General features: G+C 66.6%; 19 protein-coding genes and 1 riboswitch. Of the genes, 11 read left to right on the top strand and 8 right to left on the bottom strand.

Annotated elements, in window-relative coordinates:
- Nucleotides 1-30 precede the first annotated feature (30 nt).
- Nucleotides 31-1,755 carry a DUF3556 domain-containing protein gene (locus tag A5709_RS17290; RefSeq protein WP_068007103.1) on the top strand — a complete coding sequence of 575 codons (1,725 nt, stop codon included), beginning with the start codon at nucleotides 31-33 and terminating at the stop codon, nucleotides 1,753-1,755.
- A 68-nt stretch (nucleotides 1,756-1,823) separates the two neighbouring features.
- Here the strand turns inward: A5709_RS17290 and metE are convergent, their stop codons facing one another.
- Nucleotides 1,824-4,094, bottom strand: coding sequence for a 5-methyltetrahydropteroyltriglutamate--homocysteine S-methyltransferase (gene metE / locus A5709_RS17285; RefSeq protein ID WP_068007105.1), 2,271 nt, complete (start codon nucleotides 4,092-4,094; stop codon nucleotides 1,824-1,826).
- Between the two features lie 135 nt (nucleotides 4,095-4,229).
- Nucleotides 4,230-4,423: riboswitch (cobalamin riboswitch) on the bottom strand.
- 65 nt (nucleotides 4,424-4,488) lie between these two features.
- Nucleotides 4,489-5,130: an SDR family oxidoreductase gene (locus A5709_RS17280; protein ID WP_068121069.1), complete on the bottom strand. Its 642-nt coding sequence runs from the start codon at nucleotides 5,128-5,130 to the stop codon at nucleotides 4,489-4,491.
- Between the two features lie 191 nt (nucleotides 5,131-5,321).
- Here A5709_RS17280 and A5709_RS17275 point away from each other — a divergent pair, with 191 nt between their 5' ends.
- The 3 genes from A5709_RS17275 to A5709_RS17265 all read left to right on the top strand — a co-directional run bounded on the left by A5709_RS17275 (nucleotide 5,322) and on the right by A5709_RS17265 (nucleotide 9,353).
- The gene (locus A5709_RS17275; RefSeq protein WP_197520181.1) at nucleotides 5,322-6,284 is read left to right on the top strand and encodes an AraC family transcriptional regulator; all 963 of its coding nucleotides are present in this window, start codon (nucleotides 5,322-5,324) and stop codon (nucleotides 6,282-6,284) included.
- A 207-nt stretch (nucleotides 6,285-6,491) separates the two neighbouring features.
- The gene (locus A5709_RS17270) at nucleotides 6,492-8,120 is read left to right on the top strand and encodes a GMC family oxidoreductase (protein ID WP_156744945.1); all 1,629 of its coding nucleotides are present in this window, start codon (nucleotides 6,492-6,494) and stop codon (nucleotides 8,118-8,120) included.
- Between the two features lie 525 nt (nucleotides 8,121-8,645).
- On the top strand, nucleotides 8,646-9,353 hold the full coding sequence (locus A5709_RS17265) for a cytochrome P450 (protein ID WP_156768089.1): 708 nt from the start codon (nucleotides 8,646-8,648) through the stop codon (nucleotides 9,351-9,353).
- On the opposite strand, the gene A5709_RS17260 is transcribed toward A5709_RS17265, so the two are convergent.
- The 5 genes from A5709_RS17260 to A5709_RS17240 all read right to left on the bottom strand — a co-directional run bounded on the left by A5709_RS17260 (nucleotide 9,331) and on the right by A5709_RS17240 (nucleotide 14,563).
- A complete protein-coding gene (locus A5709_RS17260) occupies nucleotides 9,331-10,173 on the bottom strand; it encodes an SDR family oxidoreductase (protein WP_067947619.1) in 843 nt (280 codons plus the stop codon). The genes A5709_RS17265 and A5709_RS17260 overlap by 23 nt on opposite strands.
- A 77-nt stretch (nucleotides 10,174-10,250) precedes the next feature.
- Complete coding sequence (locus A5709_RS17255; protein WP_068121061.1) at nucleotides 10,251-11,531, bottom strand: TetR/AcrR family transcriptional regulator; 1,281 nt, start codon at nucleotides 11,529-11,531, stop codon at nucleotides 10,251-10,253.
- A gap of 139 nt (nucleotides 11,532-11,670) precedes the next feature.
- A complete protein-coding gene (locus tag A5709_RS17250; RefSeq protein WP_068007125.1) occupies nucleotides 11,671-12,318 on the bottom strand; it encodes a nitroreductase family protein in 648 nt (215 codons plus the stop codon).
- Nucleotides 12,318-13,421: an acyl-CoA dehydrogenase family protein gene (locus A5709_RS17245; protein WP_067947604.1), complete on the bottom strand. Its 1,104-nt coding sequence runs from the start codon at nucleotides 13,419-13,421 to the stop codon at nucleotides 12,318-12,320. The genes A5709_RS17250 and A5709_RS17245 overlap by 1 nt, the downstream gene beginning before the upstream one ends.
- Nucleotides 13,418-14,563 (bottom strand): acyl-CoA dehydrogenase family protein, encoded by a 1,146-nt coding sequence (locus A5709_RS17240; protein ID WP_067947603.1) that lies wholly within the window; start codon nucleotides 14,561-14,563, stop codon nucleotides 13,418-13,420. The genes A5709_RS17245 and A5709_RS17240 overlap by 4 nt, the downstream gene beginning before the upstream one ends.
- A gap of 165 nt (nucleotides 14,564-14,728) precedes the next feature.
- Here A5709_RS17240 and A5709_RS17235 point away from each other — a divergent pair, with 165 nt between their 5' ends.
- The 7 genes from A5709_RS17235 (at nucleotide 14,729) to A5709_RS17205 (ending at nucleotide 23,447) form a co-directional block, all read left to right on the top strand.
- A complete protein-coding gene (locus A5709_RS17235; RefSeq protein ID WP_068121057.1) occupies nucleotides 14,729-16,420 on the top strand; it encodes a nitric oxide reductase activation protein NorD in 1,692 nt (563 codons plus the stop codon).
- Nucleotides 16,421-16,529: 109 nt separating this feature from the next.
- Nucleotides 16,530-17,384, top strand: coding sequence for a CbbQ/NirQ/NorQ/GpvN family protein (locus A5709_RS17230; protein WP_068121054.1), 855 nt, complete (start codon nucleotides 16,530-16,532; stop codon nucleotides 17,382-17,384).
- Between the two features lie 20 nt (nucleotides 17,385-17,404).
- Entirely contained in the window at nucleotides 17,405-18,517 is a 1,113-nt protein-coding gene (locus tag A5709_RS17225; protein ID WP_068121051.1) for an ABC transporter substrate-binding protein, read from the top strand.
- 7 nt (nucleotides 18,518-18,524) lie between these two features.
- A complete protein-coding gene (locus A5709_RS17220; protein ID WP_068121048.1) occupies nucleotides 18,525-19,667 on the top strand; it encodes a spirocyclase AveC family protein in 1,143 nt (380 codons plus the stop codon).
- A complete protein-coding gene (locus tag A5709_RS17215; RefSeq protein ID WP_068121044.1) occupies nucleotides 19,660-20,649 on the top strand; it encodes an SDR family oxidoreductase in 990 nt (329 codons plus the stop codon). Before A5709_RS17220 ends, A5709_RS17215 begins: the two co-directional genes overlap by 8 nt.
- 8 nt (nucleotides 20,650-20,657) lie before the next feature.
- Nucleotides 20,658-21,872: a cytochrome P450 gene (locus A5709_RS17210; RefSeq protein ID WP_067947596.1), complete on the top strand. Its 1,215-nt coding sequence runs from the start codon at nucleotides 20,658-20,660 to the stop codon at nucleotides 21,870-21,872.
- 90 nt (nucleotides 21,873-21,962) lie between these two features.
- Nucleotides 21,963-23,447, top strand: a complete 1,485-nt coding sequence (locus A5709_RS17205; protein ID WP_067947595.1) for an aldehyde dehydrogenase family protein — start codon at nucleotides 21,963-21,965, stop codon at nucleotides 23,445-23,447.
- 136 nt (nucleotides 23,448-23,583) lie between these two features.
- Here the strand turns inward: A5709_RS17205 and A5709_RS17200 are convergent, their stop codons facing one another.
- On the bottom strand, nucleotides 23,584-25,137 hold the full coding sequence (locus tag A5709_RS17200) for an MCE family protein (protein ID WP_068121042.1): 1,554 nt from the start codon (nucleotides 25,135-25,137) through the stop codon (nucleotides 23,584-23,586).
- Nucleotides 25,138-25,193: the final 56 nt, after the last annotated feature.

Genomic DNA, 25,193 nt, shown 5'->3' with positions numbered 1-25,193 from the left:
GCGCCTAGAACACGTTCTAATCTGACCACCATGGGATTTCTCAAGCCCGAGCTGCCGCAGCTCGACATGGCCGAGTGGAACAAGGGCACCCGTAGCGAAAAGATCCGCCCGATGGCCAGGCACTGGGCCGAGGTCGGCTTCGGCACGCCGGTCGCGCTGCACCTGTTCTACGTCGTCAAAATCCTGCTCTACATCCTCTTCGCGTGGCTGTTCGCCTCGGCCACCAGGGGCCTGGGTGGGTTCACCCACGTCGCGTCGTGGTGGTCGGAGCCGATCGTCTTCGAGAAGGTCGTGCTCTACACGATGCTGTTCGAAGTGATCGGGCTCGGTTGCGGCTTCGGGCCGCTGAACAACCGGTTCTTCCCGCCGATGGGCTCGATCCTGTACTGGATGCGGTTCGGCACCATCCGACTGCCACCCTGGCCGGACCGGGTCCCGCTTACCGCGGGCACTAAGCGCAAGCCGATTGATGTCGCGCTGTACGCGCTGTTCCTGCTGGTGACTTTCGCGGCGCTGTTCGCCGACGGTACCGGACCGATGCCCGAGTTGGGCACCACGATCGGGCTGCTGCCCGTCTGGAAGATCGTCCTCATCCTGCTGCTGCTCGGCGTGCTCGGGCTGCGCGACAAGGTGATCTTCCTGGCCGCCCGCGGCGAGGTGTACGCGACGATGGCGGTCACCTTCCTCTTCGGTGCGCCCGACATGATCATCGGGTCCAAGGTGGTGTTCCTGGTCATCTGGATGGGCGCCGCGACGTCGAAGCTCAACAAGCACTTCCCGTTCGTGATCTCCACGATGATGTCCAACAACCCGCTGGTGCGGCCCCGGTGGCTGAAGCGGCAGTTCTTCGAGAAGTTCCCGGACGATCTGCGGCCCGGGCGGTTGTCGCGGTGGGTGGCGCACCTCAGCACGGCGATCGAAATGCTGGTGCCGCTGCCGCTGTTCTTCTGCCACGGCGGCTGGCCCATCACGGTTGCCGCCATAGTCATGGTCTGTTTCCACCTGGGCATCCTGGTGTCGATCCCCATGGGCGTCCCGCTGGAGTGGAACGTCTTCATGATCTTCGGGGTGCTGTCGTTGTTCGTCGCGCACGCCCGCCTCGGTCTGCGCGACCTGAGGCACCCCGTGGTGGTGGCGATCTTGTTCGTCGTCATCGCAGGAATCGTCCTGCTGGGCAACATGTTTCCGCGCAAGATCTCGTTCCTGCCGGGGATGCGGTATTACGCCGGCAACTGGGACACCACGCTGTGGTGCATCAAGCCCTCGGCCACCGACAAGATCACCCGCGGCATCGTGGCGATCGCGAGCATGCCGCAGGCCCAGCTGGAGCGGTTCTACGGCAGCCCGGAGGCCGCGCAAATCCCGCTCTATATGGGATATGCCTTCCGCGGGTTCAACACTCACGGCCGTGCCTTGTTCACGCTCGCGCACCGCGCGATGGCGGGCCAGAACGAGGACGACTACGTCCTGACCGACGGCGAGCGCATCTGCAGCACCGCCATCGGCTGGAATTTCGGCGACGGCCACATGCACAACGAACAGCTGATCGCCGCCCTGCAGGAGCGCTGCCACTTCGCGCCGGGCGAGGTGCGAGTGGTCCTGCTCGACGCGCAGCCCATCCACAAGCAGACCCAGGCCTATCGGCTGGTGGACGCGGCGACGGGCGAGTTCGAGCGCGGCATCGTCCGGGTCGCCGACATGGTGACCCGGCAACCGTGGGCCGACGACGTCCCCGTCGAGGTGCTGTCGGGATAGGTTCGCGAGCGTAACCGCACTGCGAAATAACCGCGTGAAAAGCGCGGTGCGGTTACGCTCGCGGAACGCTAAGCCCCCGCCCGCACCTCCCGCGCGGCGGCGACCATGTTCTTCAGCGACGCGGTGACTTCGTCGGAGTTGCGCGTCTTCAGCCCGCAGTCGGGGTTGACCCAGAGCCGTTCCGCCGGAACGGCTCTCAGCGCCGCGCGCAAGGACTCAGCCATCTCGGCGGTGCTCGGCACCCTCGGCGAGTGGATGTCGTAGACGCCGGGGCCGACGCTGTTGGAGAAGCCGATCGAGTTGAGGTCGTCCAGCACCTCCATGTGTGAACGTGCCGCCTCGATCGACGTCACGTCGGCGTCCAGGTCGGCGATCGCCCCGATCACCTCACCGAACTCCGAGTAGCACAGGTGCGTGTGGATCTGCGTGGCGTCGGCGACGCCGGAGGTGGCCAGCCGGAAAGACCCTACGGCCCAACGCAAGTAGTCCTCCTGATCGGCGCGGCGCAGCGGCAGCAGCTCGCGCAGCGCCGGCTCGTCGACCTGGATGACCGCGATGCCGGCCGACTCCAGGTCCACGGTCTCGTCCCGGATGGCCAGCGCAACCTGGTTGGCGGTGTCGGCCAGCGGCTGATCGTCGCGGACGAACGACCACGCGAGGATGGTGACCGGGCCGGTCAGCATGCCCTTCACCGGCTTGTCGGTCAACGACTGCGCGTACTTGATCCACTCGACGGTCATCGGGTGGGTGCGAATCACGTCGCCGTACAGGATCGGCGGCCGCACGCAGCGGCTGCCGTACGACTGCACCCACCCGTTCTGCGTGGCGAAAAAGCCCTCCAGCTGCTCGGCGAAGTACTGCACCATGTCGTTGCGCTCCGGCTCGCCGTGCACCAGCACGTCGAGCCCGAGTTCCTCCTGCAGCTTGATCACGTCGGCGATTTCCTTCTTCATCCGCTTCTCGTATTCCGCCTGGTCGATCTCGCCGGAGCGCAGCGCGGCGCGCGCCTTGCGGATCGCGGAGGTCTGCGGGTAGGAGCCGATGGTCGTGGTCGGCAGCGGCGGCAGGTGCAGCCGCTCGTCCTGGCTGGCCCGGCGCCCCGCGGCGTCGCCACGGTGGGTGCCCGACGCGACGATCGAGTCGATGCGTTCGCGTAGCCGGTCGTTGTGCAGCCGCGGATCGCTCGTGCGGGAGGCCACCGCGGCATTGGACGCCGCGATCGCATCGGCGACGGCATCGCGTCCGTCGCGCAGTGCGCGCGCGAGCGTCACCACCTCGGCGACCTTCTCCTGGCCGAACGCCAGCCAGCTGCGCAGCGCGTCGTCCAGATCGGTTTCCGGTTCCAGTGAGTACGGCACGTGCATCGTCGAGCAGGAGGTCGAGACCGCCACTCTCGCAGCGCAATCCCGCAGCTTAGCCAACTTGACGAGCGCCGCCTCCAGGTCGGTGCGCCAGACGTTGCGCCCGTCGACGACTCCGGCCACCAGGGTCTTGCCGGCCAATTCCGGTATGCCCGCCACCGCCGTGTCGGGGCCGTACACCAGGTCGACGCCGATCGCCTCGACGGGGGTGCGGGCCAGCCCGGCCAGGGCGGCGCCGGGGTCGCCGAAATAGGTGGCGACGTAGATGGCGGGGCGGTTGCCAGCCTTGCCCAGCGCGCTGTACGTGGCCTCGGCCAGGGCCGGAGCATCGGCGGAGATGTCGGTCACCAACGCGGGCTCGTCGAATTGCACCCACTGCGCACCGTTGTCGACGAGCAAGGACAACAACTCCGAGTAGATCGGCATCAACTCCTGTAGCCGCTCGATCGGAGCATTACCGCCGTTGACCGCCTTGCTCAACAGCAGGAAGGTGATCGGTCCGATGACGACCGGGCGGGCGGGAATCCCTTGCCCGAGAGCTTCTTTCAGCTCGGAGAGCACCTTGTCGGGGTTGAGCGAGAACGTGGTCGCGGGCTCTATCTCGGGAACCAGGTAGTGGTAGTTGGTGTCGAACCACTTGGTCATCTCCAGCGGCGCGACGTCGGAGTTGCCGCGCGCGGCGGCGAAGTAGCGGTCCAGATCGTCGGATGCCTGCGCGGCCCGGGACGGCAGGGCGCCCAGCATCACCGCCGTGTCCAGCATCTGGTCGTAATAGGAGAAGGTGTTCACCGGTATCGAGTCCAGGCCGGCGGCGGCGAGGCCGGCCCACATGTCTCGGCGCAGCGTGGCGGCAACGGATTCCAGCTCCGATCGGCTGGTGCGCCCGGCCCAGTAGCCCTCGGTGGCGCGCTTGAGTTCGCGTTTTGGCCCGATACGGGGGGAGCCGGTGACGGTGGCGGTGAATGGTTGAGCGGTCACGGTCTGGTCCTATCAATCAGCGGGGTGGTCACCGCCGGAGGACGCGCAGCCGATCCGTTGCGGTGTGCACCTTGCGCACAACAGCAACGTATTCAGCCAAACGCCCATTCCACGAGGCGATGAGCCGCCGGACGCGGCGCGCCCGGCACAGCTGGCAGGTCTTCGGACTCGCAGGCGCGCACCGGGTGGTGCTCCTACTGACCGTCGCTTCCCAGTCTTGCGACCAGTGCTTGTGTGACGGCGGTCGTTCCTGCATACCGCTGCGGGACAGTCCCGGGCTCTCACCGGGTTCCCTCTCGCGGGGCGCTACTAACGTGCCTCGCTCGATGCCGAAGCCGCGTGGTGCGGCGACGGCAGACCAGCTGCGTAGCGGAGCTTACGCCCGTCGTGCCGGTCAGCTCGCCAGCGCCTCGGCGATCGGCACCTCGCCGTTGTTGAAATCGATCGTTCGGCCGACGGTCGAGTCGTCCGCCAGTGCGGCCGCCGCCACGAGGGCGACGTCGGCCCGCGACACTTCACCCTTGCCCCGGCCGAGGGTGATGCGCCCGGTGGGCGGTTCGAGGGTGAGCCGGCCCGGTCCCAGCACGGTCCAGTCCAGGCCGCTCGCGCGCAGGTGGGCGTCGGCCGCCGCCTTGGCTTCCGCGTAGGCGAAGAATGAATCACCTTGCGGCACACCATGATCAGGTCCCGCGCCGAAGTAGGAGACCATGACGAATCGCTTGACACCTTCGCGTTCGGCGGCATCGATCACCCGGATGGCGGCGTCGCGGTCGACGGCGTAGGTACGTGCCGGGTCGCCGCCGCCGGCGCCCGCCGAGAAGACGACCGCGTCGTGGCCGGCCAGCAGGCGGACCAGGGCATCGGTGTCGAGCTGTTCGATGTCGGCCACCACCGGCTTGGCCCCGGTGGCCGCGACGTCGTCGGAGTGGTCGGGGTTGCGGAACACCGAGCTCACCTCGTCGCCGCGTTCGGTGAGGATGCGGGTCAGCTGCAGCGCGACCTTGCCGTGGCCGCCGATGACGATGATCCGTGCCATGCACCCGACGGTAGCTTCCGCGAGGATCGCCCGCGCTCAGGCTGCGGTCGGTGGCTCGCAGTCCCTCGATCACGAGTTCGCCGGCGGACAACGACGCGATGAACCGCTGGCCGTGCTCGGCCGTACATGCAGAGGAGCGTTTTGTTGACCGAGAGGGAACGATGGGGCGGGTAGCTTCCGATGGCGACGGATTGACCACCTTTCGCACCCGGTCACCCGAGCACGCGATCCATCTGTGTGAATCGGCGTTCCATCCCCACAAACTTCGCCTGCTCGGTCCGTCGAAGGATTTCGGCTTCACTCAACGACTCGTGCAGGCCGGATCGATCACGCTGGCCGACCTCACTTACGACACCGACGTGTCGCTCGGTTTCGCGGAGGGCCGCGACAGCTACTACGTGCACGTTCCGATTCAGGGCTGGCTCGAGTCGCAACAACTCGGGCAGGAGCTGGTGTCTTCTCCGACCACCGCGTCGATATACCGCCCCAATGCCGACATGGCGGTGACCCGATGGCCCGGCGGCAGTCGTCATCTGGGGGTCAATATTGATCGACTGGTTGTCGACACTGCGCTTGAGACCCTCCTGGGCCGCCGGCCGGAGGCCGCCGTCGCATTCGACCCGACGTTGCCGCTCACGGACGGCCCCACCAGGAGTTGGGTGAGTCAGCTTTTCTGGATCAACCGAGAACTGGGCCGCGTCGACAACCCTTTGCGGCACTGGGCCGTTCTAGACCGACTGGCGGAGAGCCTGGTCTACGGATTGCTCTTGGTAGCGAACCATCCCCATCGCGAGGAGCTGGCGTCCGCGGTGCGGCCGGCCAGACCGGCAGCTGTGCGCGAAGCGATGGACATCATCGAAAGAGCGCCGCAGTCGCCGTTGTCGACTGCGGCGCTGGCGCGACAATGCAACGTCAGCGTGCGGGCACTGCAGGAAGGCTTCCAGCGAAGCCTCGGGATGTCGCCGATGGGTTACGTTCGTGCGGTCAGGCTGCGCCGTGCGCACGCCGATCTGCGTGCGGCGCATTCGTCGCAAACCACCGTCGCGGCCATCGCCCAGCGTTGGGGGCTGGGCCACCTCGGTCGGTTCGCCGCGGCCTACCAAGCCACGTTTGGCGAGACGCCGGTCCAAACCCTTCGCGCTAGCGCCGACTGACGCGGCCTCGCGGGGCGGGTCCGGTCGCGTTCGGCGGCCCGCCCGGCATATCCGGAAAACGCGGAGCGGTAGCCGGCCACCGCGCCTGTCCGCGCCGGACATCGCCAGTGATCACGCCGCCGGTGTAGCCATGAAACATGGCTGGAACCAACCGGTTTCGACGAACGTCGATTACCGCCCCGCCAGGTTGAGGAGATGAGGAACGAAATGACATCGGCATCCGATGAACGAGGATTTCTCGCAGCGGTATTCGCGGATCGCGCGCATCGCAATCAGAGGCGACTTGCTGCCCGGCTGAAGCCGCAATACGACTTCATCGTGTGCGGATCCGGGTCCTCCGGATCCGTGGTCGCCCGCCGGCTGGCGGAAAACCCTGACGCCAGCGTCCTCGTCCTTGAGGCCGGTGGCTGCGACGACGGGCCCGAAATCAGGCAACCGGAGATGTGGCTTGCGAATCTGGGGAGCGACCGCGACTGGAAGTTCACCGCCGAGCCGAATTGCCACTTGAACGGGCGCGCCATCCCGTACTCGATGGGGAAGGTCTTGGGTGGTGGCTCCAGTATCAATGTCATGGTGTGGGCGCGGGGGCACAGAAACGATTGGAATTACTTCGCCGCTGAAGCCAAAGACCCGCAATGGAACTATGATTCGGTGCTGTCCATCTACCGGGCGATCGAGGATTGGCACGGTGTTCCCGATCCAGAACACCGTGGCACGGGTGGGCCGGTATATGTCGAACCCGCAGCCGAGCCCAGCCCGATCGCGCGTGCGGGGCTCGCGGCCGCAAGCTCGCTGGGCATCCCGACCTTCACCAGCCCGAACGGTGCTCTGATGGAACGAGAAGGCGGCGCGTCGATTGTTGACCTGCGTATCCGTAACGGGCTGCGCCAGTCGGTGTTTCGCACGTACCTGTACCCGCTGACGGACCGGCCGAATTTGACGGTTCTGACGGGCGCGTTGGTTACTCGAGTGGCGCTCGACGGCGGGCGCGCCACCGGCGTGGAGTTCATTCACGGCGGCAAGTCGCACCGCATCGAGGCGAAATCCGAGGTGGTTCTGTCGCTCGGAGCGATTCACACACCCAAGGTCCTCATGCAATCCGGGATCGGTGACCAGAATGAGTTGCGACCGCACGGTATTCCGGTCGTACAGCATCTGCCGGGCGTCGGCCGAAATCTCCAGGACCACCCGGGATTCTCCTGCGTCTGGGAGTACCGGGAACCGCTACCCTGGCGCAACAGCGGTGGGGAGATGACGGTCTTCGCCCGAAGCGACTCCAGTTTGCGCACGCCGGACCTGCAGGCTTATCAACTCGAGTTTCCGTTCTCCAGCGAGAAGAACGCCGAAAGATTCGGCTTACCGGAGTCAGGCTGGAGCATGTATGGCGCAGTGGTGCGCCCGAAAAGTCGCGGACAGATTCGGCTGACCGGGCCGAACCCGGACGACCCGGTGCGGATCCACGCCAATCTCCTCTCGCACCCCGACGACCTCACTGCCGCGGTGTCGTGTCTCGAACTGTGTCGCGAACTTGGCAATTCGGGGCCTCTTCGTCGATTCAGCAAACGCGAAGTCATGCCGGGGAGCCTCACCAAGGCTGACCTCGCGCGCTTTATCCGCAACGAAGCCACGACTTATCACCATCAGACAAGCACGGCGAAGATGGGTCGGGACAGCATGTCGGTGGTGGATGCTGCCTTGAAAGTGTATGGCGTGGAGGGCCTTCGGATCGCGGATGCGTCCATCATGCCGCGTGTCACCACCGGAAACACCATGGCCCCTTGCGTCGTGATCGGCGAGCGCGCCGGACAGATCCTGCGCCACCGGCACGCTCTGTGAGCCGACTCGGAGAAATGAAAATGGGATCGAAACCCTTGGTGGACCTGACCGGTAGCTTTACCAGACGGATGCACGACGTACTCGCCGAGGCCGCGCGACGCGGACCGTTGGCGACAGACGAGACAACCGGCGCAACCGTGGTGTTGCGGCATCGCGACGTTGAAACACTGGCCCGCGACGAGCGGCTGAACGGAATCGGGCTGGCCCTGTTCGACACCATGGGCATCAGCGACGGGCCCCTGCGCGACTGGTACAGCAAGCTGATGTTCACCACCGAGGGTGATTATCATCGCCGCCTGCGGTCGCTGGTCTCCCGCGCCTTCACCCCGCGCTCGGTCGAGGAGCTGAGGTCGACCGCAGCGGACATGGCCGCCGCTGCCATCGCTTCGGCGATGCTGAACGGGGGAGACCTGGTGGCTTCCTGCGCCGGACTGTCAACCCGGTTGATCTGTCGCCTCCTCGGAGTCCCGGACAGCGATGTCGGTGTGTTCTCCCGATGGGCGGACGCTCTGAGTGTTTTACGTGATGACGCCCGACCAGATCGCGGGGGCGACGAGCGCGATCGTCGAATTGCAGCACTATGTCGAGGCGCTGGCGCAGCGCCGAACCGAAGACCCCGGTCCCGATCTCATCACCGGCTTGTTGACCGCCGAGGCCGGCGGGGAGATGCTCACCCGCGACGAGACCGTGGCGATGATCGCGAATCTTCTTGTCGCCGGCCATGACACGATGGGCAGTCAGATACCGTGCAGCCTGCTGATGACGTTGCAGTACCGCGACCGCCTCACTGAGGTGGCGCACGATGACACGCGGCTTGCGAGTGCTGCCGCTGAGACCATGCGCCTCGAGCCCAGCATCCCGCTCATACCGCGCACCGCCGTCGCGCCGATCGACCTGCACGACACAACCATCTCGGCGGGGGAGATGGTGCTGCTCTGCATCGCCTCGGCATGCCGGGACGCCTCGGCGTGGCGGTCGCCGAACTGCTTCGATCCCGAGCGGTTCACCCGTGCGGGCACGCCCCGGCTCATGAACTTCGGTGCCGGAGCGCATTACTGCCTGGGTACCTCGCTCGCGAAAGTCGTGGTGGAGGAGTGCGTACGCGCCGCGCTCGCCGCACGGCCCGCCCTGCACTTGGGGCAGGACCCCGCCCGCATCCCGTGGCGCCGCATGCTGGGCCGGTACGCCTGCTCATCGGCGTCGACGAGAGCTAGAGCTTTACCCGCCCCATGATGATGTCGATGATCGGCTTGCCGGGCGGATAGGCGTTGGTGAGCGAGGCCATCGTGTGCCCGTAGTCCACCAGCAACGTGATCCCGTTGATGCCGAAGGCGGCGGCGCTGTTCAGGAACGCCATCACATCACCCATCTGCTCCGGGGTGTGCACCTTCGAACCGGTCTCTTCGCGATAGTCCTGCGCGAAGGTAAGCCAGAGGTCGGCGTTGGCCTGGGCCAGCGGGGTGTCGGTGGGTCCTGGGCAGATCGCGTTGATCCGGATGCCCTTCTTCAGCAGCGGGTAGCCCTGGGTCGCGACGTAGGCGTTGACGACCTTCTTCGAGAAGCCGTAGTGGATGATGCCTTCGGCTTCGTGCGCCTTGACCCACTCTTGCGCCGAGGCGAAGTCCGGCGTGGCGAGGAACTCCGTCAGCAGCTCCAGGTCGTTCTCCCAGCCCATGCCGGCGACGGACGAGATGAAGCAGATCGCCGAGCCCGAGGGGAGCTGGTTCTTTGCGACCAGGCGGTCGATGAGATGGCGGTGGCCGATGAAGTTGATCGCCATCAGGTCGGTTGTGCCTTCGGCGATGCCGGCGGCCGAGAACAGGGCGTGGATCGGGCCGTCCAGCTGCTCGACCGCGGCGTCGATCGACGCAGGATCGCGCAGGTCCACCTGGATGGACTTGGCGACGTCGTAGTTGACCGGCGCGTAATCCATCACGATCACTTCGGCGCCCAGCTCTGCGGCCGACTTGGCCGCCGCGGCGCCCATGCCGGTGGCGCCGCCAACGACGAGAGCCCGCTTGCCGTCGTAACGCAACCGATCGACAACAGTCATGGAAATCCCCTTCTCATCCACTGCCAACGCGATTCTAATCGCCCAACTGTATGGGTAACAGTTTTTTGGTTCAACACCTACCCGGCGCGAACCGCGACACCACGCAATACCGTGTCCCGCACGTGCACCAATGCCGCGCGTTTGCCGACCTCGGCAAGGATGTTCTCCGGTATCCACTGCAAGCCGATGACGCAGCGCGCCAGCATCGCCGTCGACGCGCCGTCCACACTGATCTCGCCGGATCGGATGCCCTCGGAAAGTAGCGTTTTCATCTGCCGGAGTCGGGTCGCGTACAACCACCCCGGGTTGGGAGTGTCCGGCGGCGATTGACGCATCCAGGCGAGCTGGATGCGGAACTCGTCGGAAAACCGATCGAGCGCATTGACGTTGACCCAGCTCAGTGCATCCAGCTTCGCGATCGGCGTGGCATCCGAACGCAGGACGTTGACCCAGCCCGCCTCGACTTTCCGGCCGAACGATTCCATGATCGACGCGAGTAGCTCGTCCTTCGATCCGATCACCCGGTAGACGGTTCCGGTCCCGAGGCCGGCCGCGGACGCGATGTCCCTGATGGTGGTGGCCTCGTAGCCTTTGCGGCCGAATTCCGTTCGCGCCACCGCACGAACGTGCGCCGCTTTGTCGCTGGGATCGGCGTCGCTGTCATCCGACCAGGTCTCGATGACCTCCCTGGCGGCGGCGAAGGCGTTGGACCGGTCGAGCTCCGAGTCGGTGGGCGGCCGGGTTGCCAATCCCTGCAACATGATTCGGCACAGCAGCGCGGCGACCTGGTCAGGGGGCGACTTATGCCGCATGACGTCGAGGCCAACCTGCAGCATGGTTTGGCAGATCCGGTCGGCCAACGTGGGCAGATCGATGTCGGGTTTGATGTAGCCGCTCCACCTGCCGGCGCGCAGGGTTTGCAGCATCGCCTCCTGGATCGCCACGGGCCGCTGCTGCGTGAGCTTCATCAACTCCGGGTCCGTGCTCGGCCCCTCGTAGAACGACATCTGCAGCGCGGCGCGGTGCCGCACGGCGCAGTCGGCGATGGCCGAGCCCAGTTCGACGATCTGCTCGGGAACCGGGCGGGGGTCGGGTTTGTCCAACTTCGCTTGCGCGGCTTGCCCGATCCGGTCCAGATCCTCCTGATAGCGGTGGATCAACTCAATGAGGATCGCCTCTTTGGACTCGAAATGGTGGTAGAGGCTGCCGGGAAGAATCCCCGCGGCGTCGGCGATCTCCTGCAACGAGGTCCGCAAGCCTGACTGCGCGATCAACGAGGCGGCGGTGGTGAGGATCTCGGTCCGGCGAGTCCCCAAATCGGCTGTGACGCCGGCTCGCAATGACTCCGCTCTCGGCATGATCAGCCGGGCGCACGTCCGGACGATTGCGGACTGGCATCCATTCGCACTCGTCCCTCTCACCGAACCAAATCTTTGTTAAAGGCTATCAGACCCGGAGTGACGAATGCGCTGCATAACGGCGGTGCCGGGGACCATTCTAAAGCGCGGGTCCGTCCCAACCGTCACACGCGACCACCTCGTCGACGGGTCGTCGCCGGGCGGGCCGGAACGTGTGCCCGGCGCGCAGCCGGCCCACCGGAAGCAGGCATCCCTGGACATAGCTTTCGGGAATCCCCAGCAGCCGCCGCACCTCCGCCTCGCGATGCAGGTGCAGGGTGGTGATGCAGGTTCCGTATCCGCGGGTGTGTAGCGCCAGCTGAAAGTTCCAGACCGCCGGGTAGATCGAGCCGTACAGCGTGGCCTGGTGAAACGATTCGTCGCCCTCGATGCGGGGCAGGTAGGGCTGATAGCAGGGGATCACCAGCAGCGGAACCCTCGACATGTTCTCGACCAGCCACTCCGTCGACGACATGATCCGGTTCTCCGGCGTTCCGGCCGGCATCAGGTCGGCGATCAGCTGGCCGCCGACCCGCAGCAGGTAGGCCGCGCGGTACAGCTCGGCGATCTCGGCGCGTAACGCCGGGTCGGTGACCACCAGCCAGCGCCAGGACTGCTGATTGGAGCCGTTGGCCGCCTGCAAGCCGATGCGCAGGCACTCCCGGATGTCCGCGAGGTCGACCGGCGCGTCCAGGTCGAGCGTCTTGCGTGCCGAGCGGGTAGCGGTGAGCAGGTACTCGATGTCCATCACCGGTTCCCCCTGTTGGCAAGGCGCGCACCGAGTTCGGTGAGGTATCGATCGGGCCCGGCCAGGAACGCGCTCCAGCTGAGCAGGCGCTTGAGGTAGAGATGCGCGTCGTGCTCCCAGGTGTAGCCGATCCCGCCGAACACCTGGATCGCCGTGTCGCCCACCGTGGCAAGCCGCCCGGCGAACGCCTTCGTCCGGATGGCGGATTGGTGCCGTTCGTCGGCGTCGGCGTTGTCGGCGGCCCACAGCGCGTGGATCATGCCACTGCGGGCCAACTCCACGGTCTCGAACATATCGACGCACAGATGCTGGACTGCCTGGAACGAGCCGATCGGCTGCCCGAATTGCGTTCTGGTCTTGGCGTATTCGATGGCCGCGGTCATGACGGCTCGTGCAGCGCCGAGTGCGTCGGCCGCCGTCGCGATCAGCACATCGTCGATCACCGCGGCGACGTCCCCCGGGGCGGCCGCGGCCAGCCGCCGCGCGCGCGCTGAGTCGAGCGTGACCCGGAAGCGCTTGCGGGTCTGGTCGATACCGCGCTCCGGCGCAACCGAAACGCCCGGCGAGTCGGTGCGGATCGCGAAAAGCCCTCGACCGCCGTCGTCCCCGGCGAGCGCCAGCAGCACGTCCGCGGCGGCGACGTCGGGGACGGCGGTCATGTCGCCCCGTAAGACGACATCATCGCCCCGCCGGCTCGCGGCCACCGGCGCGCTTTCGGCATCGAGGAAGCCGACGGTGGCGACCGTGGTGCCGTCGGAGATCCCGCTCAGCAGCTCGGCCGCGGCGTCGGTTGGCCCGAGCCGCGTCAGCGCCCGGGTGGCGGCGACCGCGGTCGACAACCATGGCCCCGGGTGCAGGGCGGCACCGAGCTCTTCGGCAACGATTCCGGCCTCGACCATCGTCATGCCGGCGCCGCCGTGGGCCTCCGGCACCAGCAGACCGGTGGTCCCGAGGCCGGTCAGGCCGCGCCACACGGGCTCGGTGACGCCGGTCGGGTCGTCGAGCAGCGGGCGCACATGGTCGGCGATGGAAGCTTTTTCGGCGAGATAGCGTCGGGTGGTGTCGCGCAGCGCGACCTGCTCGTCGGAGAGTTCGAGGTTCATTTGCGAGGCAACCCGAGTACCCGCTGGGCGGTGATGTTCTTGGTGATCTGGCTGGTACCGCCCGCGATGGTGAGCGAGCGCGACGTCAGGCGGTAGTTCGCCCACGGCGCGCCAGCGCCGCTCGTGCCCAGCACGTCAAAGGCCAGCGCGGCCATGTCCTGTCCGATCTCACCCCACACGGTCTTGGCGAGGCTCGCCGATCCGAAGGCGTCACCGCCATGCAGCGTGGCCGAGATCGAGCGCTGGCAAAGGACTTCCAGATACTTGATGCGCAGCGCGATTTCGCCGAGGCGCCGCAGCGTCACGGGGTCTTCGAGCGCGTCGCTGTGCGCGGCGATGTCGTCGGTCAATTCTTCGAGCCGCACCTGCATCTCGGCGTACAGCCGGGCGGCCCCGGCCCGCTCGTGGCTGAGCGTGGTGGTTGCCACCTGCCATCCCCCGTTCAGCGGACCGAGCAACGCGTCCGCAGGCACGCGCACGTCGTGAAAGAACACCTCGGCGAAATCGGCGTCGCCGTTGAGCGTTACCAGCGGACGGACTTCGATGCCCGGCAGTCTCATGTCGACGATCAGGCAGGAGATGCCTTTGTGCTTGGGCGCTTCGGGGTCAGTACGCACGTAGAGCTGGCACCAGTCCGCCCGATGCCCCAGCGACGTCCAGATTTTCTGGCCGTTGACGACGAAGTCGTCACCGTCGCGCGCCGCGCGGGTGCGCAGTGCGGCGAGGTCGGACCCCGCTTCGGGTTCCGACATCCCTTGGCACCAGATGTCGTCGGCCCGCATCATGCGGGGGAGCAGCGTGAGCTTCTGTGACTCGGTGCCGTATTGCATGATGGCCGGCGCGATGTTGTTTAGGCCAATGACGTTGAGCGGCATGGGGGCTCGCGCCCGCGTGGTTTCCTCGGTGTAGACGAGTTGCTCGAGAACCGTCGCGCCGCGGCCGCCGTACTCGCGAGGCCACGAGACCGCGGCCCAGCCGGCATCGGCCATCGTGGCGCTCCAGGCGCGCAGCATCTCGAAGGCGACGTCGTCTCGTCCGGCGGGCCGACGGGCGGCCACCAGCTCGTCGGTCAGGTTCTTCGATAGCCAGTCGCGCAGCTCGGCGCGGAACTGCTCCACTTCCGCCGGGTATGAAAAGTCCACTTTTCCTTGTTTTCTGGTGAATTTGCGACCTTAGCCGGACTTTACGGTTGAGCGGATAGCCGGTCAACAACGGCGGCGGCGCCCGGCGATTGACTGCGGTGGCACCGGACTCTACGGTGGAACAGATATTTGGTCAACGGAGTCCAGGCGGTTCGGAGATTGAGTATGTCCACCGACGTTCGCGGTGACCGACTGCCGGGTCTCGGCATGCTCGCATCCGCGCTCGCGGGCCGGGCCGTAGCGGTGGCCGAACTGCGTCCGGGCGAACCGTCGTGGACCGACGGCCAGACCATTCACGTCGACGCGGGTGCGAGCGCCCGCCGGCAGCTCGAAGCCGTTGCCGTGCAGGCGTCGATGATCGCGGCCGGCAGCCTGGATCCGGACGTGATGCGCCCCCTACTGCGCCGCCCTCGGGTGGCCAAGCGCTACCTGGCGGTGGAGGGGCACCGCGCGCTCGCGGCCAACGCCGACCTGTTGCCGGGCGTTCTGGCTTCCCTCGCCGACCCCGACGCCGCGGGGCGGAGCGATTCGCCCGCCACTTCGCTGCGGCTCGCCGACGGGCGGGAGCCGATCGGTAACCCCGCACCGGAATTCGGCATCATTCGCGCCGGGAAGGTGCTGGCCGCGTCGGCCCGGGCGCCCGAACGGCGAGAAAAGGAACAACCCGGGCATATCCCGAGGAGCGGCGGCACCGACGATCTGAAAGAACTCGCCGTGGACGAGACCGACGACTCCGACGACCCCGACATGTTCACCAGCCCGGTGGGTGGGGGCGGTTTCATCGGCAAGTGGCTGAAGAAGATGCTGTCTTCGGCGCGCAACACCGCTAACGGCGGCGGACCACCCGGCGCGGACACCCCGACGCATCGGACCGACTCCGCCAGGCGCAGGTTGCACGCGGTGACCTCGCTGGCCCCCACGTCGAGCGGGGACGGCGAAGATCAGCCGAAGCCCACGGACGGCTTCACGTATCCGGAATGGGACGCCGGCCGCAAGAAGTACCGCTCAGCGTGGTGCACGGTGCGCGAGGTCGAGGCGGGGATCAAACCGTCCGTGACGCACGCGATCGAACCCGCCATCAGCGTGCGCCGCCCACTCTCCCGACTCGGGATGGGCCTGCACCGCCGCCACCGGCAGTCGCAGGGCGACGACATCGACATCGACGCGGCGGTCGAGGCCCGGGTTGAGGTGCTGGCGGGATCGGTGCCTGACGAGGCGGTGTACCTGGACAGCCTCCGCCGCAGGCGAGACCTGTCGGTGCTGCTCCTGCTCGACGTGTCGGGGTCGGCGGCCGAGCCGGGCACGGTGGGGCGGACGGTGCATCAGCAACAGCGGGCGGCGGTCGCCAACCTCACCGTCGCACTTCACGACCTGGGCGACCGGGTTGCGCTCTACGCCTATTACTCGCAGGGGCGGCGCGCGGTGACCGTGGTGCCGGTGAAGCGGTTCGACGACCACCTCGACACGCGAGTCATGAAGCGGCTCAACAGCCTTGAACCCGGCGCGTACTCACGCCTCGGTGCGGCCATTCGGCACGGGTCGGCGGTGCTGGAGGCGCGCGGTGGCACGTCGCGGCGGCTGCTGATGGTGGTTTCCGACGGGCTCGCCTACGACCACGGGTACGAGCGGACCTACGGCGCCGCCGACGCGCGCCGCGCCCTGAGCGAGGCCCGCCATCGTGGCACCGGCTGCGTCTGCCTGACCGTCGGCGCGGGAACCGACGTGGCGTCGCTGCGCCGGGTCTTCGGCAGCGCCGCGCACGCCACCATCGCGCGCCCGGACCAACTCGCCGGCGTGATCGGGCCGCTGTTCCGGTCCGCACTGCGCTCGGCCGAGGTCCGCCGCAGGGTGTCGTGACATGCCGCCCGATCGCATCGCCGAACTTAAACATGCTCGTCAGAGCGCTTGAAACAAATATCTGTTCCGATATAGGCTGCATGCACCGTCGGTAGCAGAAGGGGAAGCTATGGCCAACGAGTCCGGGCTTGCGCACCGGAACGGCGCGGTCCCCGAAGCCGGCGGAACGCGGCCGTATTACCAAGCGATCGGCGGCGAGGAAGCCATTTTCAAGGCCGCGTACCGCCAGGGGCTGGCCGTCGTCCTGAAGGGCCCGACGGGATGCGGCAAAACCCGATTCGTTGAGGCGATGGCCCATGACCTCGGGCGGCCGCTGATCACCGTCGCCTGCCATGACGACCTCACCACCGCGGATCTCGTCGGCCGGTATCTGCTGCGGGGCGACGAGACGGTGTGGCTGGACGGACCGCTGACCCGGGCGGTGCGCGAGGGCGCGATCTGCTATCTCGACGAGGTGGTGGAAGCGCGGCAGGACACCACCGTGGTGCTGCATCCGCTCGCGGATCACCGGCGACAGCTGCCGATCGAACGACTTGGAGTCACGCTGGACGCGGCACCCGGATTCGGCCTGGTGGTGTCCTACAACCCCGGCTACCAGAGCGTGCTGAAGGACCTCAAAGATTCCACCCGGCAGCGGATGGTCGCCATCGAATTCGATTTCCCCGCAGCCGATGTCGAAGAAGGCATCGTCACGCACGAGGCCGGGGTGGACCCTGCCACCGCCGCCGAACTGGTGCGGTTCGGACAAGCTATCCGCCGACTGGAAACCGGAGGACTGCGCGAAGTCGCGTCAACCCGGGTACTGATCGCGGCGGGCCGGCTCATCGTGGAGGGGCTGACGATGCGCGAGGCGGCTCGCGCCGCGATCGCGGGGCCTCTCACCGACGACGTGGCGGTGGGCAGGGCGCTGGGCGAGATGATCGAAATCTATCTGGGCGGGGCATCGAATGAATTGCCGCAGTGAGCTAGTCACCGGGAGGTCAGATGTCCTACGAAAGCAGCGCTGAGCCGATCAAGGTCGGCTACCTGATGGATTTCACGCTGCCACCGGGGTTCCCGGAAGAACTGATGGCGAGTTTCACGCGGTGCTTCGACCTCGTATTCGAAGAAGCCGTCGAACAGGGCCTGATCGATCGTCCGGTGCAGATGATCTACCGCGAGGTGGAGGGTTTACCCAAAGGTTCGGTCAAGTCGGTGATCGACGCTTTCGGCGAGCTGGTCGACGAGGGCTGTCTGGTGGTGTTCGGGCCGCACATCACCGACAACTGCGTGCCGACCCGCGAGGCGATCGAGGAGCGGTTCAAGGTGCCGGCGATCAGCGTCACCGGCACCGACGACTGGCTGGGCGAATGGACCTTCGCCTTCCCGCAGGGCTCGATGACCGACGAGCCGATCTTCATCGCCGACCTCGTCGCCAAACGCGGACTCTCCGAGATCGGAGTACTCGTGGAGCAGAACCTGATCGGCGAAAGCTACCTGAAGAACCTGCGAACCGCATGCCGCCGCAAGGGGATCCGAATCGTCGCGGAAGCGGCGATCGCCCAGACCGCGCAAGACATCAACGACGCCGTCCGCGCGCTGCACGACGCCAAGTCCGAGGCGGTCGTGCATCTGGGCTTCGGCTTCGGCATCGTGTTTATCAACCCCGCGCTGGAAGCCGTCGACTGGGATCCACCGCGATTCACCACCACCGCTTTTCAGAACGCCTGGGTGAACCCCATCATGTGGGACGCGTTCATGGGGTGGGTCGGGGTCGACCAGTATGACGAGGCGAACCGGCTCGGCCAGGAATTCCTCGACCGGTACGCGATGAAATACGACGGCAGCCGGCCCGAATATTGCGTATCGGTGGTCAACCATGACGTTGCCGCCACACTTGTCCGCGCGTTTTCCGACGCTCACCCACTCAGCCCGCGCGGCGTCAAAGAGGCATTGGAGCGGGTGAAGATGATGCCCGCCGCGTCGGGCGCACCCGGCATCCGCGTCTCCTTCGGGAAATGGACCCGCCGTGCCTGGATGGGCGCCGGCTATCTGGTCGCACGGACGCTCGACGCCGACCACACCAACTCGCATCTCGTCGATCGCTTCGGAGAGTAAGGCTGACATGAGCACCGAACAATCGACACCGCCTGCCGCACAAGAAGAACCGGTATCGCCGCGAGGTACCGAGAAACGCGCCTGGGGCGGTTGGACCGCCGGCGCCGCGCTGGCCGCGTTCGCGCTGTTCTTCATCGCGAACTGCCGCGTCGCCCTAGACCCGCGCGTCGCCAACCCGAACGTGCAAGGCCGGCCCCGCCCCGTCAAGTTCATCTTCGGCCTGGACTACATCACCTTCCTGCACATCGCCACGTGCGTCATGCTGGTCGTCCTGCTCGTGGTGTTCATCAGGGGCTGGCGCCGCAACCCGGGCAGCCCGGTGATGCTGATGTTCCTGTGCACCACGCTGATCGTGTGGCAGGACCCGATCATGAACTGGGCCCCGTTCGCGGTGTACAACCCCGACCTCATCCACTGGCCGGAGTCCTGGCCGCTGGTGTCGCTCTCGCCCACCGTCGAGCCTTTCGTCGTATTCGGCTACGTCACTTTCTATTTCGGGCCCTACTTTCCGGCGATCTGGATCCTGCGCAAGCTGCAGGCCAAGTACGGGCCGACGTCGTTCGTGTCGCGGCACCCGCTGGTCAGCCTGGGGCTGCTGACCTGTGCGATCGGCTTCGTCTTCGATGCCTGGCTGGAGATCCAGCTCGTCCACATGGGCATGTACGTCTACTCCCAGGTGATTCCGTGGGGCTCGGTGTTCACCGGCACGACGTTCCAGTTCCCGCTGATCTGGGAGTCGTTCTCGGTGACCTTCGTGATGGTCCCCGCGGCGATACTGTGCTACCGCGACGACACCGGCAAATCAGTGGCCGAGAAGCTGGCCGCGAAGGCCAGGATCTTCCCGGCGCGCCCGGTGCTCGGCACGTTCCTGGTGATGTTCGCCATCATCAACGTCTCCTACTTCACCTACGGGGCGTGGTTCTGGGTCATCAAGGTCAGCCATGCGGCGACTTCCGTCGCGTGCCCGTGGCCTTACCCCGAGGCGAAAGTCTATGACCCGCAAGGCTATTACGAGAAGGCTGGCGCGCAAGGCCCCTACTCGGTCGGCATCTGGTCGACCTGGGCAAGCGGGGAACCCAATGGGCGACCACATGTGGATCCGCCGCCGCCGGGCGAAGGTTCCTGCGCAAACCCGAGCACGCATGGCTGAGCCGCGCACCGTCGTCATCACCGGTGCGTCGCGCGGACTGGGGTTCGCCTCGGCCGTGCGCCTGCACCGCGAAGGCTGGCGCGTGGTCGCGGCCATGCGGACGCCCGATCGCGCCCTGCCGCTGCTCCGGGAGGTGACTGGGGCGGTGGAAAACGATGACCGTCTGATCTGCGTGCAGCTCGACCTGTTAGACCCCGCGTCGGTCTCGTCGGCGGCCAAGGCCATCGAAGAGGCCGTCGGGGCTCCCTATGCGCTGGTGCACAATGCCGGGATCTCCGCCGCCGGAATGGTGGAGGAGACCGATATGGCGCTGTGGCAGAACATGTTTGCCACCAGCGTCCTGGGCCCCGTCGCGCTCACCCAGGCTCTGCTGCCGTCGATGCGGGCGGCGGGCGAGGGCCGCATCGTTCTGGTATCCAGTGCGGCCGGGGTGCGTGGCCAGCCGGCCACCGCGCCGTACTCGGCGGCCAAGGGCGCGTTGGAGCGGTGGGGAGAGGCCATGGCGTGCGAGATCGCGCCCTTCGGATTGGGCGTCACCGTATTGATCGCCGGGACCTACGACACCGCGATCATCACCGACGCGGGAACCACCGACGATCGCGACTTCGGCGGTCCGTACGCACGGTTGCACACCACCATGAACACCCGGGGCAGGGCCGCGATGAAATTGGCCCGGCCGCCCGAGCGATTCACCGATGGCCTGCTCAAGGCGCTCGATGACCGGGAGCCGTTCCGCCGCCGTGGCGTTGGTCCGGACGCTTCGATGCTGTTGGCCGCCAATAGGATCCTGCCCGCTCTCGGCATGCACCACATGTCGCGTGTCGTGCTCGGCATACCCAGACAGGGTTCGATGCGGGACGGAGCGTGGCCGCTGACGGTGGGCCAACGGGCGATGGTGTTCGCGGCGCGCGTGTTACCGCAGCCGGTGTTGCAACGCGTGGCCGCGGTGGCGGCGAAGCGCAGGGAAAGGCAAGGGGGCTGAACGAAAGTATGGAACAGCTTTTCGACGACCTGGAGGACTTCGGCGCCTTCGACGATGCGGTCTCCGGCGATGTGCGCGACCCGTACACCGAACTGGCGCGACTTCGCCGCGAGGAGCCCATTCAACGGTTGGATGTCTCCGGGATGCCGCATGAGGAGTCCAAGCCGGTCTTCATCGTTTACCGCCACGAAGATGCCCAGCAGATGCTTCGTGATAACGAGACGTTCTCGTCGGCGGCGGTCATCGCGGCGTTCGGTCCGGTGTTGGGCGAGCGGGTGATGCTGGGCATGGACGAGCCGGTGCACGGGCGGTTGCGATCGCTGGTGTCAAAGGCCTTCTCGCAGAAGGCATTGGCACGATGGCAAGACGAGTTGGTCGGGCGGGTGGGCAACAGCCTGATCGACAAGTTCGCCTCGAACGGCAAGGCCGATCTGGTCAAGGAATTCACCTTCGACTACCCGAGTCGGATCATCGCGGGCCTGCTGGGCCTGCCGGAGGAGGACTACCCCCAGTTCCAGCGATGGTCCATCTCGTTGCTGAGCTGGATCCTGAATCCCGAACGTGGCCTTGCCGCGTCGGCCGCGCTGTGCGATTACTTCGCGCCGATCCTGGCATCCCGCCGCCTCGAACCCCGGGACGACCTGATCAGCGCGCTGGCCGAGGCGGAGATCGACGGGGAGAAGCTCGCAGACGAGGAAATCTACTCGTTCCTCCGCCTGCTGCTCCCCGCCGGGGTGGAGACGACGTACCGGTCCCTCGGCAGCCTGCTGCTCGCGCTGCTGTCGGCTCCCGCGCAGCTGGATGCCATCCGCGCGGACCGGTCGCTACTGCCACAGGCCATCGAGGAGGGTGTGCGGTGGGAACCGCCCCTGCTGACCATCACCCGGGTGGCCACCCGCGACACCGAACTCGGCGGGGTGCCGATACCGGCAGGCTCGACGGTGATGCCGATGCTGGGTTCCGCCAACCGGCAGGAAGACCGCTACCCCAATCCGGACACCTTCGACATCTTCCGGCAAGCCAGGGCGCACCTGGGGTGGGGGCACGGCGTGCACGTCTGCCTTGGCATGCATCTGGCCCGGCTGGAAATGCGCACCGCCATCAACCTTTTGCTCGACCGGCTACCGAACCTGCGGCTGGACCCCGGTGCGGACGACCCGCATATCCGCGGGCAGGTTTTCCGCTCGCCGACGTCGGTACCGGTGCTGTTCGACCCCCGATGACCAGCCCCGTAAAGGTTGCGCCTTGCCAATCGGCTAGTTTCCGGTAAGGCTCTCCGTAGCCCCTCCGCGATTTCAAAGAGAGTGACAGATATGACTGAGGCTGTAAAGGTTCGTTTTGAGCCGAAGATGATGATCGACGGCAAGCTCGTCGACGGGCAAGCCGGCACCTTCACGAACATCAACCCGGCGACCGAGGAGCCACTCGGGGAGGTCGCCGACGCATCCAAGGAGGACATGCACCGGGCCATCGACGCCGCCCGGCGCGCCTTCGACGAGAGCGACTGGTCGACCAATCGCGAGCTGCGGAAGCGCTGCCTGTTGCAGCTGCACGAGGCGATCGAATCGGAGAAGGAAGAGCTGCGCGAGGAGCTGATCCTGGAGGTGGGCTCGCCCCGGGCGATCACGTTCGGCCCCCAGCTGGACGCCCCGCTGCAAGACGGGCTGAAGTATCCGGCGAGGTTGATCGACGAGTACGCCTGGGAAACCGATCTCGGTGATCGGGTGATCAGCCTCACCGGCACGAACACCACCGTCAAGGTATGGCGCGAACCGGTGGGCGTCGTCGGCGCGATCGTGCCGTGGAATTTCCCCTTCGAGGTCACGCTCAACAAGCTCGGCCAGGCGCTGGGCACCGGCAACACCGTGGTGCTCAAGCCGGCGCCCAACACGCCGTTCAACGCGACCCGCCTGGGCCGGCTGATCGCCGAGAAGACCGACATCCCCGCGGGCGTCGTGAACGTCGTCACCGCGTCGGATCATTTTGTCGGCGAGGAGCTTACGCTGTCGCCGAAGGTCGACCTCATCTCGTTCACCGGGTCCACCACGGTCGGCCAGCGGATCATGGAAAAGGGCGCCGCGACGATGAAGCGGCTGTTCCTGGAGCTCGGCGGCAAGTCGGCAACCATCGTCCTGGAGGACGCCGATTTCGGGATGGCGTGTGCGATCGGCATCGCGCCGTGCATGCACGCGGGGCAGGGCTGCGCGAACCCCACCCGGATGCTGCTGCCGCGGTCCCGCTACGACGAGGGTGTAGAGATCCTGAAAAGCATCTACGAGAACGTCACGTGTGGCGACCCGCAGGACCCCGGAACGCTGTGTGGGCCGGTGATTTCGGAGGTGCAGCGCAACCGCGTGATGGGCTACATCCGCAAGGGCGTCGAGGAGGGCGCCACCGCGCTGGTCGGCGGACCGGACGCGCCCACCGGGTTCGACAAGGGTTTCTATGTCAGGCCAACGCTTTTCACCGACGTCGACAACTCGATGACGATCGCCCAGGAGGAGATCTTCGGCCCGGTGCTGGCGGTCATTCCGTTCGACGACGAGGAGGACGCGATCCGGATCGCCAACGACAGCAAGTACGGGTTGGCGGGCAATGTGATGTCGGGCTCGCTCGAGCGTTCGCTGGCGGTGGCCCGGCGGATTCGCGCCGGCTTCATGGGCGTCAACGGCGGCGCACCGTACGGCGCCGACACCCCGTTCGGCGGTTACAAATACAGCGGGGTGGGCCGCCAGAACGGGGTCGCCGGGTTCGACCAGTACACCGAGGTCAAGTCGGTCGGCTATCCCGCCGGCTGAGAGGGTTATTCTTCGGCGAGATTGCCGTCGTGGCTGTGGTTTTCGCTCGACCGCGACCCTGGCGGCAATCTCGGCGCGGGTGCGGGTAGCGGGGCGCGACGTCGTGCGATTCGCGTGACGCTGGAGCCGGCGGGGTTCAACCCGGTGGCGCCAGCATGTCCTTCCACCCGTCGTCTCCCGTTCCGCTCGAATTTCTGACCGTGTACCTGACACCGTCGGGCCCCACCAGTTCGCCGCTTTGGGGTAGGTAGACGGCCGGGGGAGGGCCGCCGGGGGTGTAGACGCATGGATTCGGCTGCTGCCCGTTGCATTTCACGGTTCCCGATCCCGGCCGTTGCAGTGGATCGCTGATCGGCGGTGGCGTCCCGGCCACCCTGTCGGAGGGCGCCGGGTTGAGGCCGTTGTTGACCGACGGAGCGGGTATCACCAGCCCCGGTTTCACCGGCTGGTCGCAGCGCGCCGCGGGCGCCGGGCAGGTCACGAGCTGGTTGGGTTCGCCGTACCACGGGTTGGTGCCCAGCGGGACATAGGGTTTGGGGTCGCGGCATTCCCGCGGCGTCGCCGCGCGTTTGCCGGGGACATCGACGCATGGAAGGTTGCGCGCCCCGCGCACCACGTTGGCGGGGGTGTCCTGCGGGATCTTGCAATAAAAAGTTCCGGACGGCAGCGGGGCCGGGCTGGTATCCGCGGGAGACCGCCACTGGGAGGCCGGGAGAAACCCGGTCAGGCACGGCGGGGGTTGGTTCGTCGTCATCGCGGTGTCGAGTGCGGCGTAGCCCGGGAACGGCGTTGTGATCGTCTGACTTTCCGCGGCGCCCTGCGGATAGGCCACCAGCAGTTGCTCGACGCCCTTGTGGTAGCGCTTGAGCATGTCCAGCGTGATTTCGAGGTTTGCCAGTGTCTGCGGCAGTGTCTCGCGGACATCACTGAACACCGAGTTGACCTGATCAAGGGTCGGTGCCGCACGGGCGAGGATACGTTGCACGCGCTGATCGTTTTTCCCGCCCTGCGTGGCCAAGCTGTTCAGGTTGTGTGCCCAACGTTCGATCGAGTCACCGGAGTTGACCTGGCTGTCGATAATGGGCCCGGAGTTTTGGATGATGTCGTTGATGTCGGAGATGTTGGTCTTGAAGTCGCCGGCGATCGCCTGGCTCGAGTCGACCAGTCGCTGCAGCGCGGGGCCCAATCCGCCTACCGCTTGGGCTGATTCGTCGAGCAGCGCGGCGAGCTTGTCCTTGGGCAGTACGTCCAGCTGGCGGTTGGCGGCGTCCAGCGCCGGCCCGATGGGTGTGGGCACGCTGCCCTTGGTAATGGTCTGACCGGGCGAGAAGTATTGGCGCGGATTGCCTACCGACACGAGGTCGAGATACTGCTCACCGACCGCCGACACCGAATGCACGTTCGCCGATGCGTCGACGGGGATCTGGTAGCGGTTGGCAATCGCCATGGTGACCCGCGCGCCGGTCCTTGTTGGCTCGACTGCGGTGACCTTGCCGATTGTTTCCCCGCGATACGTCACGTTGGCGGTCCTGTATAGGCCACCCGACGCGGGTAGGTCCGCCTTCAGCGTGTACTGGCCGATCCCGGCCGCAGTGGGAATCTGCAGGTAGTACCAGCCCAGCGCAATCGCTGTGATCGTGGCCAGGATGCTGAGCAGAATCAGCTGGCTCTTGATGAAGCGGGTCAGCATTGCCTATCCGCCCTTTCGACCAGCGGGCCGCCCGGGGCGTCGTTCGGATTGGACGT

It is taken from the genome of Mycobacterium sp. E1386 (genome assembly GCF_001672745.1).
In the GTDB taxonomy this organism is placed as follows: Bacteria; Actinomycetota; Actinomycetes; order Mycobacteriales; family Mycobacteriaceae; genus Mycobacterium.
The sequence above is the reverse complement of the archived record's forward strand: the minus strand, read 5'-3'. Positions and strand labels throughout refer to the sequence as shown.

Bases quoted from the DNA above. Each gene is read 5' to 3' on its own strand.
- A5709_RS17290 (WP_068007103.1), top strand. From the start codon at position 31: ATGGGATTTCTCAAGCCCGAGCTGCCGCAGCTCGACATGGCCGAGTGG.
- A5709_RS17280 (WP_068121069.1), bottom strand. From the start codon at position 5,130: ATGGCACGGATCATCGTCATCGGCGGCCACGGCAAGGTCGCGCTGCAG.
- A5709_RS17270 (WP_156744945.1), top strand. From the start codon at position 6,492: ATGACATCGGCATCCGATGAACGAGGATTTCTCGCAGCGGTATTCGCG.
- A5709_RS17265 (WP_156768089.1), top strand. From the start codon at position 8,646: ATGACGCCCGACCAGATCGCGGGGGCGACGAGCGCGATCGTCGAATTG.
- A5709_RS17260 (WP_067947619.1), bottom strand. From the start codon at position 10,173: ATGACTGTTGTCGATCGGTTGCGTTACGACGGCAAGCGGGCTCTCGTC.
- A5709_RS17255 (WP_068121061.1), bottom strand. From the start codon at position 11,531: ATGCCGAGAGCGGAGTCATTGCGAGCCGGCGTCACAGCCGATTTGGGG.
- A5709_RS17250 (WP_068007125.1), bottom strand. From the start codon at position 12,318: ATGGACATCGAGTACCTGCTCACCGCTACCCGCTCGGCACGCAAGACG.
- A5709_RS17245 (WP_067947604.1), bottom strand. From the start codon at position 13,421: ATGAACCTCGAACTCTCCGACGAGCAGGTCGCGCTGCGCGACACCACC.
- A5709_RS17235 (WP_068121057.1), top strand. From the start codon at position 14,729: ATGTCCACCGACGTTCGCGGTGACCGACTGCCGGGTCTCGGCATGCTC.
- A5709_RS17230 (WP_068121054.1), top strand. From the start codon at position 16,530: ATGGCCAACGAGTCCGGGCTTGCGCACCGGAACGGCGCGGTCCCCGAA.
- A5709_RS17225 (WP_068121051.1), top strand. From the start codon at position 17,405: ATGTCCTACGAAAGCAGCGCTGAGCCGATCAAGGTCGGCTACCTGATG.
- A5709_RS17220 (WP_068121048.1), top strand. From the start codon at position 18,525: ATGAGCACCGAACAATCGACACCGCCTGCCGCACAAGAAGAACCGGTA.
- A5709_RS17215 (WP_068121044.1), top strand. From the start codon at position 19,660: ATGGCTGAGCCGCGCACCGTCGTCATCACCGGTGCGTCGCGCGGACTG.
- A5709_RS17210 (WP_067947596.1), top strand. From the start codon at position 20,658: ATGGAACAGCTTTTCGACGACCTGGAGGACTTCGGCGCCTTCGACGAT.
- A5709_RS17205 (WP_067947595.1), top strand. From the start codon at position 21,963: ATGACTGAGGCTGTAAAGGTTCGTTTTGAGCCGAAGATGATGATCGAC.
- A5709_RS17200 (WP_068121042.1), bottom strand. From the start codon at position 25,137: ATGCTGACCCGCTTCATCAAGAGCCAGCTGATTCTGCTCAGCATCCTG.